The organism is Paenibacillus sp. FSL L8-0641 (assembly GCF_038006265.1).
Classification (GTDB): domain Bacteria; phylum Bacillota; class Bacilli; order Paenibacillales; family Paenibacillaceae; genus Paenibacillus; species Paenibacillus polymyxa_D.
The window spans coordinates 1,277,575-1,291,788 of sequence record NZ_JBBOUW010000001.1 but is presented as its reverse complement, the minus strand read 5'-3'; the positions used below and the strand labels follow the sequence as shown (position 1 = coordinate 1,291,788).

Annotated in this window: 16 protein-coding genes, 1 pseudogene and 1 other annotated feature; of the genes and pseudogenes, 12 read left to right on the top strand and 5 right to left on the bottom strand. The window is 42.4% G+C overall.

The annotated features are described in order from the left end of the window. Positions 1–19: 19 nt before the first annotated feature. Positions 20–1,417 carry a helix-turn-helix domain-containing protein gene (locus tag MKY16_RS05780; protein ID WP_340954551.1) on the bottom strand — a complete coding sequence of 466 codons (1,398 nt, stop codon included), beginning with the start codon at positions 1,415–1,417 and terminating at the stop codon, positions 20–22. A gap of 204 nt (positions 1,418–1,621) precedes the next feature. Here MKY16_RS05780 and MKY16_RS05775 point away from each other — a divergent pair, with 204 nt between their 5' ends. From MKY16_RS05775 to MKY16_RS05765, 3 genes are all read left to right on the top strand, one after another. Beyond that, a complete protein-coding gene (locus MKY16_RS05775) occupies positions 1,622–2,071 on the top strand; it encodes an AbrB/MazE/SpoVT family DNA-binding domain-containing protein (RefSeq protein ID WP_341038934.1) in 450 nt (149 codons plus the stop codon). Positions 2,072–2,241: 170 nt separating this feature from the next. Next, positions 2,242–2,748 (top strand): DJ-1/PfpI family protein, encoded by a 507-nt coding sequence (locus MKY16_RS05770; RefSeq protein WP_069010368.1) that lies wholly within the window; start codon positions 2,242–2,244, stop codon positions 2,746–2,748. A 92-nt stretch (positions 2,749–2,840) separates the two neighbouring features. Beyond that, positions 2,841–3,335 carry a hypothetical protein gene (locus MKY16_RS05765; protein WP_029516121.1) on the top strand — a complete coding sequence of 165 codons (495 nt, stop codon included), beginning with the start codon at positions 2,841–2,843 and terminating at the stop codon, positions 3,333–3,335. Between the two features lie 84 nt (positions 3,336–3,419). Here the strand turns inward: MKY16_RS05765 and MKY16_RS05760 are convergent, their stop codons facing one another. Further along, positions 3,420–3,890, bottom strand: a complete 471-nt coding sequence (locus MKY16_RS05760; protein ID WP_069010367.1) for a hypothetical protein — start codon at positions 3,888–3,890, stop codon at positions 3,420–3,422. Positions 3,891–4,339: 449 nt separating this feature from the next. Here MKY16_RS05760 and MKY16_RS05755 point away from each other — a divergent pair, with 449 nt between their 5' ends. From MKY16_RS05755 to MKY16_RS05740, 4 genes are all read left to right on the top strand, one after another. Further along, complete coding sequence (locus tag MKY16_RS05755; RefSeq protein ID WP_445744874.1) at positions 4,340–4,525, top strand: hypothetical protein; 186 nt, start codon at positions 4,340–4,342, stop codon at positions 4,523–4,525. A gap of 82 nt (positions 4,526–4,607) precedes the next feature. Next, positions 4,608–5,681: a polysaccharide deacetylase family protein gene (locus MKY16_RS05750; protein ID WP_039269442.1), complete on the top strand. Its 1,074-nt coding sequence runs from the start codon at positions 4,608–4,610 to the stop codon at positions 5,679–5,681. Positions 5,682–5,858: 177 nt separating this feature from the next. After that, complete coding sequence (locus MKY16_RS05745; RefSeq protein ID WP_029516118.1) at positions 5,859–6,794, top strand: hypothetical protein; 936 nt, start codon at positions 5,859–5,861, stop codon at positions 6,792–6,794. Positions 6,795–6,869: 75 nt separating this feature from the next. Then, positions 6,870–7,106, top strand: a complete 237-nt coding sequence (locus MKY16_RS05740) for an NHLP leader peptide family RiPP precursor (protein WP_013309068.1) — start codon at positions 6,870–6,872, stop codon at positions 7,104–7,106. Positions 7,107–7,205: 99 nt separating this feature from the next. On the opposite strand, the gene MKY16_RS05735 is transcribed toward MKY16_RS05740, so the two are convergent. Both MKY16_RS05735 and MKY16_RS05730 read right to left on the bottom strand, forming a co-directional pair. Further along, entirely contained in the window at positions 7,206–9,095 is a 1,890-nt protein-coding gene (locus tag MKY16_RS05735) for a sensor histidine kinase (protein WP_029516117.1), read from the bottom strand. A gap of 132 nt (positions 9,096–9,227) precedes the next feature. Continuing rightward, positions 9,228–9,515 (bottom strand): hypothetical protein, encoded by a 288-nt coding sequence (locus MKY16_RS05730; protein ID WP_029516116.1) that lies wholly within the window; start codon positions 9,513–9,515, stop codon positions 9,228–9,230. 183 nt (positions 9,516–9,698) lie between these two features. Here MKY16_RS05730 and MKY16_RS05725 point away from each other — a divergent pair, with 183 nt between their 5' ends. From MKY16_RS05725 to MKY16_RS05710, 4 genes and pseudogenes are all read left to right on the top strand, one after another. After that, positions 9,699–9,959, top strand: coding sequence for a hypothetical protein (locus MKY16_RS05725; protein WP_029516115.1), 261 nt, complete (start codon positions 9,699–9,701; stop codon positions 9,957–9,959). A 91-nt stretch (positions 9,960–10,050) separates the two neighbouring features. Beyond that, positions 10,051–10,230 (top strand): hypothetical protein, encoded by a 180-nt coding sequence (locus tag MKY16_RS05720; RefSeq protein ID WP_029516114.1) that lies wholly within the window; start codon positions 10,051–10,053, stop codon positions 10,228–10,230. 101 nt (positions 10,231–10,331) lie between these two features. Next, positions 10,332–10,602, top strand: a binding site (T-box leader). Positions 10,603–10,690: 88 nt separating this feature from the next. Then, positions 10,691–11,773 carry a bifunctional 3-deoxy-7-phosphoheptulonate synthase/chorismate mutase gene (locus MKY16_RS05715; protein ID WP_029516113.1) on the top strand — a complete coding sequence of 361 codons (1,083 nt, stop codon included), beginning with the start codon at positions 10,691–10,693 and terminating at the stop codon, positions 11,771–11,773. Between the two features lie 239 nt (positions 11,774–12,012). Next, positions 12,013–12,180, top strand: a pseudogene (locus MKY16_RS05710) (hypothetical protein); the annotation flags it as partial. An 86-nt stretch (positions 12,181–12,266) separates the two neighbouring features. Here MKY16_RS05710 and MKY16_RS05705 read toward each other — a convergent pair. Beyond that, positions 12,267–13,127: a TrmB family transcriptional regulator gene (locus tag MKY16_RS05705; protein WP_029516112.1), complete on the bottom strand. Its 861-nt coding sequence runs from the start codon at positions 13,125–13,127 to the stop codon at positions 12,267–12,269. 154 nt (positions 13,128–13,281) lie between these two features. Here MKY16_RS05705 and MKY16_RS05700 point away from each other — a divergent pair, with 154 nt between their 5' ends. After that, positions 13,282–14,184 (top strand): DMT family transporter, encoded by a 903-nt coding sequence (locus tag MKY16_RS05700; RefSeq protein WP_029516111.1) that lies wholly within the window; start codon positions 13,282–13,284, stop codon positions 14,182–14,184. Positions 14,185–14,214: the final 30 nt, after the last annotated feature.

Genomic DNA, 14,214 nt, shown 5'->3' with positions numbered 1-14,214 from the left:
TGTGAATACCAGTAAAAAGCTAGTTACCGTCAAGCAGAAAGCCATCCTTTTGATCATTTCTCTCCCACACCTCCTCATAAATAGATTGGAACTGAGCATGTGTTTCAGGAGCCGCATGTGTTTTGAAATGAGAAAATAGTCCAAAACAATTGGCAATAAGTAGTACGTGGTTAATTGTAACAGCTTTTTCAAAAGCGTTTATTAAACAATTGAAACCATATGGATATCTGCCTTTATTTAGGCTGTACTTAGCCATCTTGTACCAAAATCGCACGTATTCTTCAGGTAAAACTTGTTGTGTATACATGTCAGAAGATAACGGCTCCTGATACGCTGCAATTTGGGATTCAAAACGCTTAAGGATATGGTCTACATCTACATTGTACCGATTAGCCACTTCAATGACGTTTATTAATTCGGAAAAAATCTCTTTTTCGGCAGCCATATGTTCTACGTAATCCGGCAGAACACTGATGTCCCCGGACATAAGTCTATTGACGTACGTATTAATTTTCGCCCATTGCAGATACTGCTTCTTCCAATAGAGAGACTCGGAATCTTGTTCCTTCACCCAACTTAGATCGGCATAACCTCGAATATGTTCTAATGCCTGTTCATGATCGCCTTTTGCATCACAAGCATTAGCACACAGCAACTCGGAGTAAACTATGTATACAAACAGCGGCCTGCTTAGCCTTTTTCGCGGCTCTGTTCCTTTACGCTTGGAGTTATGAACCAAATTATATTGGATCTGTCCTAATTGACCCATCTGATGGGCAAATTCATACACCTTGTCCCACATACTTAATGATCTGTACACGTTCGCCAAATCTTTTAAAGCATCTAATTGCTCTATCTCGTCTAAACGATCCACAAAAGGGGCAAATTCAATGGCAGCTTGAAGATTTACAGCTCTATCTTGTCCAATATTGATTTGGAACAAACGATACTGGCAGACCGCCAATCGCTCTGAATGCTGCTGCTTCTCACTTTCAGCCACCTTTTTGTAAAGGTATGCCGCTGCTTCGTTGTAACCGTCTTTGTATACATTTTCGGCAACTTCAAAGAGCGATGGCGGATAATTAGGGTTATCCAATAGCAAAATTACAACTCGCTGCAAGCAGTCGAGTCGTCCTAGTTCAATGCATCGGTATAAGAAAGGGCTTATTTTTTTCCAGTTTAGCGGAGATTCTTCAATGCATTCTTCAATATAACGTTCGTAAAAATAATCCGGTGGTAAATTCATTCCCGCAGTAATACTATCCAGTTGATGAACAGAAATAGATCGGTTACCAGTCACAATGCTACTAACTGTACCTACATTCAAATCAATCGTGTGACCAAACTTGGTCATCGTTAAGCCTTTTCGTTTCAGATAAGTTTGAATTTCTGCCTGTATCGTAGGTGTGATTTCCATGGATAAACCACCCTTTCAGCATTTTCATAGAATTTCAATTTCAATTTCAATAAACAATGTAGTTTGGAAACTAATGGTATAATTATTGATTTTCTTTCACGATAATACCATCTTTTGGAACAAACATAAATGCTTTTACTTTATTGATTTTTATATTTTTTTTAGGAGATCATTGGATGTTGGACAATGGAAGGAGAAGATCACTTGAAAAATACAGGTATGACACGTCCCTTGGATACGTTAGGCCGGATTGTTATTCCTAAGGAGATGCGAACCTCTATGGGGATTCAAGCTGGTGAGTCTTTAGAATTTTATTTGGATGTTGAAACAGGATTATTGAGCATGCGGAAGTATATAGGAGTCTGCTGTCATTTATGCTATTCGGTTCGGGATTTAAGCTATTTCAGGGGTTCATTTTTATGTAAAAAATGCATAAACGATCTGAAGGGAAACATAGGTGTGAGTCAAATACCTGTACCTGTTATTAAGGAACCTGCGTGCAAAGAAAAAAGTGTACATCGGTTGTCTTCACAACATTTGGTTGAGAAGCTAAGAAGACTCATGCACGAGCATCCAAACGCCAAGCAAGGCGAATACGCTGAACGGCTCGGCGTATCCCAAGGCCGTATTTCCCAGCTTAAAAAGCTATTATAGGTATCGCTCAACTCATATTCTAGCAAAGCTAAATAACCAGTCGCTGGTTGATTTCGTGCGACTGGTTATTTAAACTTCTAAGCCTATATTTGCTGTAAATTATGGAATTAAACCTATCAAAGTGGTATATTGACTCAAAGCTAAAAACTAATGTTGAAGTAGGTGTATAAATGAAATCACACGTTTTAATTTATGATGGTTATGTGAGTTTTGAGATTATGCTAGCAACCTATTTTATGAAAACCAAAGGGGACATTGTTACGATTGGAGTAACCAAAGACCCTGTAATTTCCTATGAGGATTTTAAAGTTACGCCTTCGGTAGCCCTTGATGAAGTGTCTGCTGAGGATATTCAACTCCTAATTATACCTGGTGGAGATAACACTCTATTAAAGACGAACAAGCAACTTCTAGCTCTAATCAGTACACTAAATAATGATCATAAAGTGATAGCGACCATTTGTTCTGCCACTGAACTACTGGAGATAGCAGGTGTCTCCTATAAAAATCCTGTGAATCATCCAACGGGTCTGGAGATACACAAGAATATCATTACGGCTAAACCAAATCAGTATGTGGACTTTGCAATTGAAATAGGCAAGGTGATGAACATTTATACGGATGATGAAGATTTAAAAGAAACCATTGATTTTTTTAAGCTCTTTAAAGATAATTGACTCTTCTGCTCTCCCACAACAATCACTTTATGTATGGTGATATTTAGGATACTATAGTGAGGGAATTAGCATACATAAGAGGGGTAATTAAAATGAATGACAAATTAAAGGGGCTATTAGTGGGCTTAACCATTGGTATGATGATTACTGGTGCAACCGCAATGGCTGCATCTGGAACAAGCGTAAATGCTGTTGTGAAAAAGTTTGATGTATTTTTAGAGGGGACAAAAAAGAACACTGCCGATGGCTTGATTTACAACGGAAACACGTATATCTCTGTTAAAGATATTGGGATTGCAGAAAGCAGACAAATCAGCCTCATTGATAATAAACTGTATTTAGGTAAACAGCAAAAGATGATTACAGAAAATCAAGCACTCCATATTCTTTCTGATAAAATAAAAAAGGATGCTGTTAAATATAATTTAAACTTAATGGTTGAAGGTTTGGAAGGAACTAAATATTGTATAAGAGTTTACGAAGATTTCCCTGATCACATTGCAACTTATGGATTCTATTATGTAGATAAATACACCAGTAAAGTAACTAAATATGACATAGCACAAGATAAGGAAGTAGAAATTTAAGGATAGGTTTCCCCATCCTTTTTTTATTGTCAAACGATCTACTCCTCGACTTATTCAAGAGCAGATATACCACGGTATCCCCGGCTAACGCTTCAATTGAGCTTCATTCGAAGCGCCGGACTTACGATCGAATGTAATCGGGCCTTTACGGTTCACAAGCCGTTTCAAGTCCACGGTCATTTCATTCTTCAACTTATCAATGAGCTGGTCCTCTTTGATGCCTTTGCTTTTAGCAACCTCGGCCAACGACTTCCCTTGTCCCAGCTCTTTCTCTAACTGGACAGGAGTGATGCCCAGCAGCTTGGCTACTTTCTCGTTGAGATGGTGATTCAAGCCGCCAGGCCTTTTGCCGTGCCTATGTCTGTGAACATGCCCGTGTTCGTCCTGTGGTTCAGCATTCCATTGGCGGGCTGCCCCTTGGATAGAGGCGTTGGGGGTGATTGCTTGCAACGAATTACCCGGTTCCGTCCCGGAAGCTCCAGCTGCACCCGCAGTGCCATACATCATCACTCCTCCATACAGGATAGCAGCGGTCAGTTTCCATTGTTTTTTCATGTTGCAGACCCTTCTTTCATCCTTTTTAAAATAATATTTTCTTTTCCCGCTATTTTTATTCATATTTTCGCCTGTTAAGTAACCATAAGACGTGAAAAAGAAATTATGAACATTGCTATCACAATTACACCCAACCTTCGATCTACACGCGCTCCTTGGGAACCCTATCCTGTAGAGTGAGCAAGAATGAATAACTATACTTTCTACAATATAACTTGAAAAATTTCAAGTTATATATTAAAGAAAATATGATAAAATCGAATTGTAAACGTTTACAATTCGATTTTTGGAAAGACATGTTGCATCAAGCTACTACAGAATGCACTGCATCATAGTGAGGCTACAGGAGAAAAGTCCAATGAAACAAAAAAATAAGGTTATTTTTGTGGACATCCAAACGCACGAGCAAAACCATATCGGTCAGCGAGCACTTCAAAAAGTGGGAATACATGGACAAGATGTATGAAGATTCACTTACTGTAGAGGGATACCAAAGCAGTCGGAGTGCCAATGTAACTAGTAATACAATTACGATTGGCGGCAATAATGGCACCAGAAACCAAGAGATCGAGCTCGTTGTAATAGCCGATGACGGAACATGGAATGCTTATGTTGATTATTTGGAGATCAACTAAAATTTCAAATCTAGTAAAGAGTTGAATCGGTTCGGAGTATCGGAACATCCATACTATATTAAAATAGCTAGGAGGTAGACCCATGTTTATAGCTAAAGCAGGAAAATGGACGGCGATTATGTCAATCACCTTGTCTTTATTCACAGGCTCGCTGGTGATCTCGAGCAACCAGGCGCTTGCGGCTGATTGCTCGAGCGGTTATGTAGCGTTAACCTTCGACGATGGTCCCAATCCCTCTAACACCAAAGCGCTTCTTAGTGCTCTGAAGCAAAACGGTTTACGCGCGACGCTCTTTAATCTTGGACAAAACGCGCAGAATAATCCTTCGCTTGTACGTGACCAGCAAGCAGCAGGCATGTGGATCGGTAATCATTCATGGTCACATCCGCATATGACACAACTGAGCACATCGCAGATGTCATCGGAAATTACACGCACGCAGCAAACGATACAGTCCATTACTGGCACGGCACCAAAGTTGTTCCGTCCTCCGTATGGCGAGACCAACGCAACCCTCAAATCCATTGAGACCCAAAACGGTCTTACCGAAGTATTGTGGAACGTTGACTCCCAAGACTGGAACGGCGCCTCCACCGCACAGATCGTAGCTGCTGCGGGCAAACTTAAAAACGGCGATGTGATCCTGATGCATGATCAGTACCAGACTACACTCCAAGCTATTCCACAAATTGCACAGAACCTCAAAAATCGTAACCTTTGCTCTGGTATGATCTCACCAAGCAATGGCCGGGCGGTAGCGCCTGATGGCGGAAACGGCGAAACGCCGCCAAACAAAGGCACAAAAGTGGAAGCAGAGAATATGACCAAAGGCGGTCAGTATACTTCAAATATCAGCTCGCCGTTCAACGGAGTGGCTTTATACTCCAACAATGATTCAGTGAAATTCACACAGAATTTTACCAGCGGCACCCATAGTTTTTCACTCCGTGGTGCTTCAAATAATTCCAACATGGCCAAAGTTGACTTGAAAATTGGTGGACAAACGAAGGGTACCTTCTACTACGGCGGGAGCAGTCCTGCGGTCTATACTTTAAACAATGTCAGCCATGGAACCGGAAATCAAGAGATTGAGCTTGTTGTAACAGCCGATAATGGGACATGGGATGCTTATATTGACTATTTAGAGATCATCTAATTTAAAAAAAACAAAATCCCGGCGGGATCTTCCCAACCGGGATTTTTGTCGATATCCTTTTTACAACATTCTCAATGTAAAAATAACAAAATCTTGAAAATTGCAATCTGTTGTATAATGGCGGGTAACAACTAGAAGTCGCTATAAAAATATTCATAAGAGATGCAGGTGATGGCGATGGAATGGTATTTTGCATACAAAGACGAATTGGAAAAAGTATTTCGTCAAGCGGAGGAACGGACGTCCACGTTTCCAGCTCCCTTTCAGCAAGAGGGTTTGGACTATCTGGCGCGTTTTAATCCGTTGCGGGAAGACAGCACGCGTAATTACATATGCTATTTGCTTCCATTTTGGCTGCAAGAACTCACAGGACTGCCCCCCGAAACATGCCGCAGGCTGTCACTTGGCAACGTGTTCGTCATGGCTCACTATTTAATTCAAGACGATGTGATGGACACAGCAGCAGACAACCGTAAAACGCAACTCGCTTTAAGTCAACTATTCTATACCGAGTGTCTAAGCGTATATCGGGACCTTTTTCCGGCAACCTCTCCTTTTTGGTCATATGCCCGAACGTATGTTGATGAATGGGCCGTTAGTGTGATATCCGAAGGAACAGAGGACTATTTTCAAGGAGAAAAAAATAAGGTCGCGCTGAAAGCAAGTCCATTAAAAATGGCCGGAACGGGTGCTTTGCTGCTCGCAGGCCGTGCTGATCTGATTCAAAACATTACAAATATGACGGACTTGGCGCTACTCGTGCTTCAAATGTCGGATGATTGGGCGGATTGGTCAGAAGATTTGGTCGAACATAGCTATAACTGTCTTTTGTCCCATATCAGTGCCGAGCAAAAGACGGCTTACTGTGAAGGATTGGGACCCAAACAGATTCAGGAAGCGATTTATGTACGCGGTGCGCTTGCCAGCTATGTGAACATTGCCGATCAAGCAGTCCAACAGTTAGAGACCCTGGAGCCTTCTATCCACGGCCTACATAGCTTTGCACATTCTATCGCAGCTGAGCTGGGCGAAGTGGCGGCAGAAATTGAAGGCGGACGCTCGCATTTGAGAAGAGGCGGACTTGACTACTGGCTCTCCAAAAATATGAAATAATGCTAGATTTTTCTGAGCCCTTCGTGGTATACTGACTAGGTAAATATAACCAATTGAATGAGAGGGTGATTTTTGATGGCTACTGAAGTTCTTCAAACACAAGTCATTCAAAAAGCTTGGGAGGATGCCAGTTTCAGAGAGAAACTGATGACTGATCCCAAATCTGCAATTCGTGATGTGTTAGGAGTCGTGATCCCCGATCATATCCAAATCAAAACATTAGAAGAAACGCCTGATCAGTTTTTTCTGGTAATTCCTCCAGACCCCTCCGGCGTGCTCGCTGCATCCCAGAAACCTCGCTCAATGTGGTAGAATGATTGTTAATGCTTATTTAATCTAGATTCCTTAACCTCATAGGGGTGGGCTCAGCAAGCTTCCCTCCGTTTTCTCCGAACGCAAAAAAGCCGGATATTATCCGGCTACGGGGAAGCGGATGGTCGCTTCTGTTCCCACCCCTTTTGCACTTGTAAAAGTTATTTTTCCATTCATCGTTTCAATAATCCGAAAAGTCACCATCATTCCTAAACCCGTGCCTTTTGTCTTATTCGAAAAATAAGGCTCACCTAGTCTGGATAAAGTCTGAGCATCCATCCCTTCACCATTATCCCGAATATGAATGACAGCTTCTCCGTTATCCACATAAGCCCATATATGAATAAGCCCCTGGTCTCGCAGCGCTTCAATACTGTTTTTGATGATATTGATGAACGCCTGCTTGAACTTGGAGGAATTCCCGCGTACTTTGATTTCCTGGGGAATATCCAGCGAAATTTTTCCACCTTGCAAATTAGCCATTGGACTGATGATTCCTTCAATATGCTTGAATTCGTCCAATATGGTCAACGTTTTGGTTTGGTCAAATTCTGGCTTGGCAAAGGTCAGAAAATCAGTAATAATCGCGGAAGCTCGATCCAGCTCCTCCAGAGCGATATGTAGATAGTCTTTGTTCTTACCATCCTCCTGCTTGCTCATCAACTGAAGAAATCCACGTGTAACTTGAAGGGGATTACGTACCTCATGAGCTACAGATGCAGCCAGATCGCTAATAATCTCCATTTTCTCCGAACGTTGAAGCTCATTATTGAACATTTCCAGTTCTCTGGAATACCGAACCACCTGCTTGTGCTTTTCTGCCAGTCTTCTGCCCAAAATCGCGATCAACGCCAGTACAAAACCGAACACGCCCCATTTCCACAAAAACATATTGTAGTGTCCGTCCAGAATGAAAAACCAGCTCAGTTCCCCGATAGAGATGACTGCAAAAAATGCAAAGCCTGTCGATAAGATGATCGCTTCGTGATCACCCTTAAGTGCCATGCGAACCGAAGCAAATACCAGCAGTATCATTAAGGCGACGAGTAATATACCCAGAATGACTACACTAAAAAAATAATATATGTTGTTCAACCGCTCCTGTGCTCCTAAATTCACAATCATCATGGTAAAGCAGAACAAAGAGTAGGCGGTTAACAACTTTCTGAATTTGCGAATCAGTATAATCGAATTGATGTTTTGCTCAAAAAAGAAGGCTAATGAGGGCAGCAGAATAAATAGTGCCACATCAAAAAGTTGTAAGTACAGCTTGCCATAGCCGCGATAGAATGTATACAAGAATGGTGAATACGTTACGATCATCAGACCAATAGACAATACAATCGCACTTAGAGACAGCCACATGGCCATACTCGGACGGAACAGAAAAAACGAGCAGATCAGCAGCACCAGGGCGATAAAGATAAACGTACTGCCCAGTACAATATCTAAAACATCCATTCTGACCAAGGTCCCCAACAAATCACGATAATCACCGGTCATCACATTACCGATGATGCCCAGTCTTTTCTTACTGCTTTCCGTCCATATGTATAATGTTTTACCGCTGTCTTCCGGCTTCAGCGGAATCAGAATACGATTATTCTCATAATTGTACCCACGGTAGGATTCGTAAAAATTGGTCCCATCCTTATACAGCGTAATATGCCTGCCATAAATATTTTCAAAAAGGATCGCTGGCGTTTCATCATTTAGCGAAGGTAACTTAATACGAATCCAGGCGGAGCCTATATTGCCGGGCTGCCTAAGCAGTTGTGTATCATCTTCAATATGCATCCAGATCTTGCTGGGATTCTTTACCTCATCTAAAGAGCCATCCTCGTCTACCTCTCCCCATCTCATATCCCAGGAGGGTATTTTATAATCCCCTTCCGGGGTCATTTTGGCCGCATAGGCGGAGTGACCCAGCGACAACAGCATCACAATGACCGCTAGCAGGGCGGCGACAGCTTTGGGCACATGCCTCATATTAAGCACCTCAAAGTTACATAGTAGGATTTACAAGTTTGTATACGTTTTAACATTTTTTACGTCCTGAAATTATATTATTCTATACGATGATGTGCATACCTTCTTCACAAGAAGGATATCATGTTCTTTTTACTCATTTTTTGTAAAATCTTCATATTGATTAATGATCATTTCCTGTTCGCGCCGCTCTTTCTGCTCTCTAAGCTCCAACCATGGTTCACAATCTTCATCTTCATAGATCGTCCAAATATCGGAAAATAAATAATCGCGTATTTCTACTATTTTTCCGGCCTGTCCGCCATCTGTCCAGTATAAGCCTTCCGGGCGCCTAATGAGGGTGCGGGAAAATCCCGGGGTAGATGCCTTTTGTCCTACGCGGATACGACTAATCATCGGACCAAACATGTACCATTCCAATTCATATCCCTCCCTATCTTCTTTATCATATCACAGCAGTTACCAAAAAAACGCTAATTGAGAATGGGCATCTCCCTATTCGCATGATTTTAACTTCCTACAGACACACTAACTGAAGGTTTAGCCGTTCCGCTGTTTGGGTAAGGTCGGAATAAGCAACAAAAAGTAAAGGAGCTGAGCAACATGGCAAATCGTGACGATCGAACTACTGAGCTACATGACAATGATTTTGAGCCTTCTCTGCAAAATGCAGAAACCAACTGGGAGAATCTGACCGAAGGGCCGGATACTCCTCTGGAGGACGTACCAGATGCCGATGAACTGACACCGAACAGTCCCGTTGATCCTTCTGCTCCTGCCGAATTCCTGCATGGTACCGATTTGCTGAATGGTACCGATGGGGATGAAGAAGATCAACTGGAAAGCGACGATATGCTGGATTAACCACTTCATTTTATCGAGTGAAAGAAAACGGTTACCCATTCTGCTATGCGGGTAATGTAGTGTATAACAGAAAGGAGTTGACTGATCTCCTATGTATAAAGATCCGATGTCTCAGGCCGATATGGAATACAAACGGTATAAAGCCTTGAATCCTGTGGAAGCAGACGACCGTAGGACTGCGGACAAGACGAATACGGACGATACCTCGACCGAAGATAACCCACGAGGAGTCGCATCTGCGAATCCCGAACCCAGGGATCAAGGAAAATAAAAGGGCAGCAATTCAAGGGCAAAAACTTGAACCTGATAATCAGGGCTTGCCTTCTGTACCTACTTTGTTTAAAATAAGGTCAAATCTTTTGAATACCATGAACAAAGACATCGACGGAGACAAGTAAACGTCTAACGGATTCCCACAGAAAGGTACGAATTGCTGAGAGCGTACCGCAATCCCGCGTTGAAATTCACTCCCGAGTCGAGCCTTGAACCGACAGAAGGATTCATTCCTTTGTCCGAGTAGAGGTTTCCGGAAGCCCCCGTTACGGGCATCAAGCTCAGAAGTTACTGCTGTCGACTGAACGACGTTGACGATTCGTATGTATACTTCTGTAATTAGGGTGGTACCACGGCATTCGTCCCTTGCGGCGAGTGCCTTTTTGTGTTATTTTCTGCAAAAAAGTCCATGGACTGACAGAAAAAACAAATTAAATTCGGGAAGGGTGTAGTACTGTATGTCTACAAATGAAAATTCTTTGGAGCTGCTGCGTGAACAACTCGATGCTACAAATTTGCAATTGCTGGAGCTGCTGTCCCAACGCGCTGAACTGGCCGGACAACTTGGAAAATTGAAGGAAGCTCAAGGGGTACCTGACTTTGATCCGGTACGTGAGCAACAAATGCTGGACAAGCTGATCGCGGCTAACCGTGGGCCTTTTGACGATGCTACGATTCGCCAACTGTTCAAAAATATTTTCAAGGCTTCTTTGAACTATCAAAAAGAAGAACACAAAAAACATCTGATCGTCAGCCGCAAAAATCAACCAGATAGCACAATTATTAAGGTTAAAGATACGCTGGTAGGCGGCAAAGCCTCCATCATGGTCGCAGGTCCATGCTCGGTGGAAAGCTACCAGCAAACTCGTGAAGTAGGTGCGGCTCTCAAGGAAGCCGGTGTGCCGATTCTTCGTGGTGGCGCGTTTAAACCACGTACGTCTCCGTACGATTTCCAAGGACTGGGCGTGGAAGGACTGCAAATTCTCAAACGTGTAGGTGATGAGTTCGGACTGGCTACAATCAGTGAAATCGTCGATCCAAGACATTTGGAGGAAGCGATCCAATACATCGACATTATTCAAATTGGTGCGCGTAACATGCACAACTTTGAATTGCTCAAAGCTGCGGGTGAAACAAGAACTCCGGTTCTGCTCAAACGCGGACTGGCTGCAACAATGGAAGAGTTCCTTCATGCTGCTGAATACATCGTTTCCCGTGGTAACACGCAAGTCATGCTGATTGAACGCGGTATCCGTACGTACGAAAAATGGACGCGTAACACGCTGGATATTTCCGCTGTTCCGATTTTGAAAAAGGAAAGTCATCTGCCTGTATTGGTGGACGTGACTCACTCGACAGGCCGTAAGGACATCCTGGCCCCTTGCGCCAAAGCTGCCCTGGCTGCTGGAGCCGACGGTATCATGGTGGAGGTCCATCCGAACCCGGCAGTCGCTTTGTCCGATGCTCAGCAACAGCTGAACATTCCTGAGTTCCACAACTTCCTATCTGAAGTCAAAGAATCCGGTTTATTCAAAGCGTAAAACTAATTTTATGCTGGGACTTGTAAACCGCTTTCATTTTCTCGGACATTGATGTAAAATCGGATCAGGATTGTGACTGATCATGCAGGCAAAACCTAAATGTATATATGCTCAACTATTGTTGAGACATATATATGTTTAGGTTTTTTTTATGCCTAAATCTTGAATAAAAAGAATACTTACATGGTCATAATCCTAAAAAACATCATAGGAGCGTTCAGAGTGGGGAACAAAAATGAGAGAAAGTAAACACGATTGACTTGCAAGGTAGTGATACGAATGCAGTTAGTTTCACAGTTCCCGCAGATGCTAAGTCAGGGAATACGCTTCATATCATTGCAGAAGTACAGGACAATGGAAAACATCCTTTAAAGCATTATCAACGTGTGATTGTAACCGTAAAATAATAGAACACAACATCCAATAAAATTAGGCTCATGGAATAACACTCCATGGGCCTGTTTATTTTTGCACATCGGACCTCAGACAATCTCTATACACGTTTCATGCTTTTTTCAGTCAAAGGAATATAATATCCTTTGCCATTCGGACCCATAGCAAATTTATTGCGGAGATGGATTAGATTAGGGCCGAATTTCTCTTCTAATTGTTCACGGAACTCATATAGGATTTCCATGATATAAATATCATGAATAATCACTTCCGTAATCGGCATCACCAGACCCGGATGCAACGTCCATGCAGCGCGGCTGTCATCTCCTAGTGAAAGTATGCCAGCTACGACCTCCCGGTCGTCTATGCTAAGTACAATCCACCGCCCCCCAATTTCGGACGTAATCTCTTCACTCATATCATGGCGGTAAACAGTAGCGAAATCAAAGTTAAGCTCCCCATACGCTACAATGATCACTTCAATTCCTTGTTGGGCTACTTGCTCTAAGGCATCTCGGAACACCTCGGCATCCTCTTTCCAAATTTCCAATAAAATTCGGTGTTTAGCTCCTTTTACCCCTTCATTTATACGATTGATAATGGCTTCATACCCCGAAATATTCCAAATATTCTCTCTATTTTGAAATGATGCCGTGTACTGCTCCAAACTCTCTTGCGCCACATTGAAAATCTGCTCTGCTTTGCGTTTTCTCTGGGCAATCAATTCATGTGGCGGAAGCGGCACATACAGAGGCGTATTTTCTTGACTGACCATGATGTCCCCACGGTTGACCATTCCAGACAAAACCTCGTAAATTTTGGATCTCGGTACCCCGGAATTCAATGAAACGGCGTATCCCGAAAGCGGAGAGCTTTCCAATAAGGTCACATAAGCCTTGGCTTCATATTCACTAAAATTCAAATCCCGTAGAATTTCTAATATATTTGGTTTTGGTTTCATGACGTCTTCTCCTCAATTCGTGTTCATCCTTACTATATCACTTCCCCTTGACAAAAACTGATATACACACTATCTTTTTAGTAACGTTTTTATAGTAGTCACTATAGTAGCAACTATTGTATTTCACAGGGGATTACCTCAGGGAGGATTTAACTTGAACAAAGTCATAGCTCATCACAGCGAAAGCAACAGGATTTACTACGGTTCTACGATCCTGGCCCTATTGATCTGGAGTACATCGTTTATTGCCACCAAAGCAGCCTACACGACGTTCCCCCCGCTTACCTTGGGTCTATCCAGATTTATTATAGCTTCCGTAGTGCTAGGTATCGTTTTGCTGATTAAAAAAGAACATGTCAAAGTAAAGCCAAAGGATTTGGCTACGATTTCGTTTAGTGGTGTTTTGGGAATCACTTTATATTTTTCAATGGAGAATATAGGGGTTAGCCTGACTACCGCTTCCAACGCAGCATTGATTGTTGCATCATATCCCGCAATTACGTCGCTGCTTGAGCTTATTTTGTATAAAGTGAAAATATCCAAATATAAAATTTGCGGCATAGCACTGGCCATGATCGGGGTATATTTCTTGACTTCAGTTGGCGAAAGTTCGGATAGTAAGAATCAACTCATCGGAAATTTAATATTAATCGGGACGGGTTTTGCGTGGGCGTTTTACACTTTCATGACGCGTAAGGTTGTGGACAAATATCCACCCGTGACGTTATCTTTTTACCAAACCGTTGCAGGGAGTATCTTTTTTATACCGTTGGCTCTATTAGAAAAGGATCGTTGGCAGGTTCCAACAACAGGATCGTTTATGTTGTTAGTATATCTGGGTGTATTCTGCTCCGTTATCGCGTTTTTGCTTTATAATTACGGATTAATCAAGCTGTCACCGAGCAGTTCCGTTTCTCTGATGAATTTGGTTCCGATATTTGGAGTCTTATTTTCTGTGTTGCTTTTGCAAGAAACGATTACATGGCGCCAAATCATCGGCGGTTTGGTCGTTATTATCGGTGTTTTACTAAGTGCCCATCAAACAAACCGTACCTAAAATGATAGATTGCACACTAGTTAGAAAAGT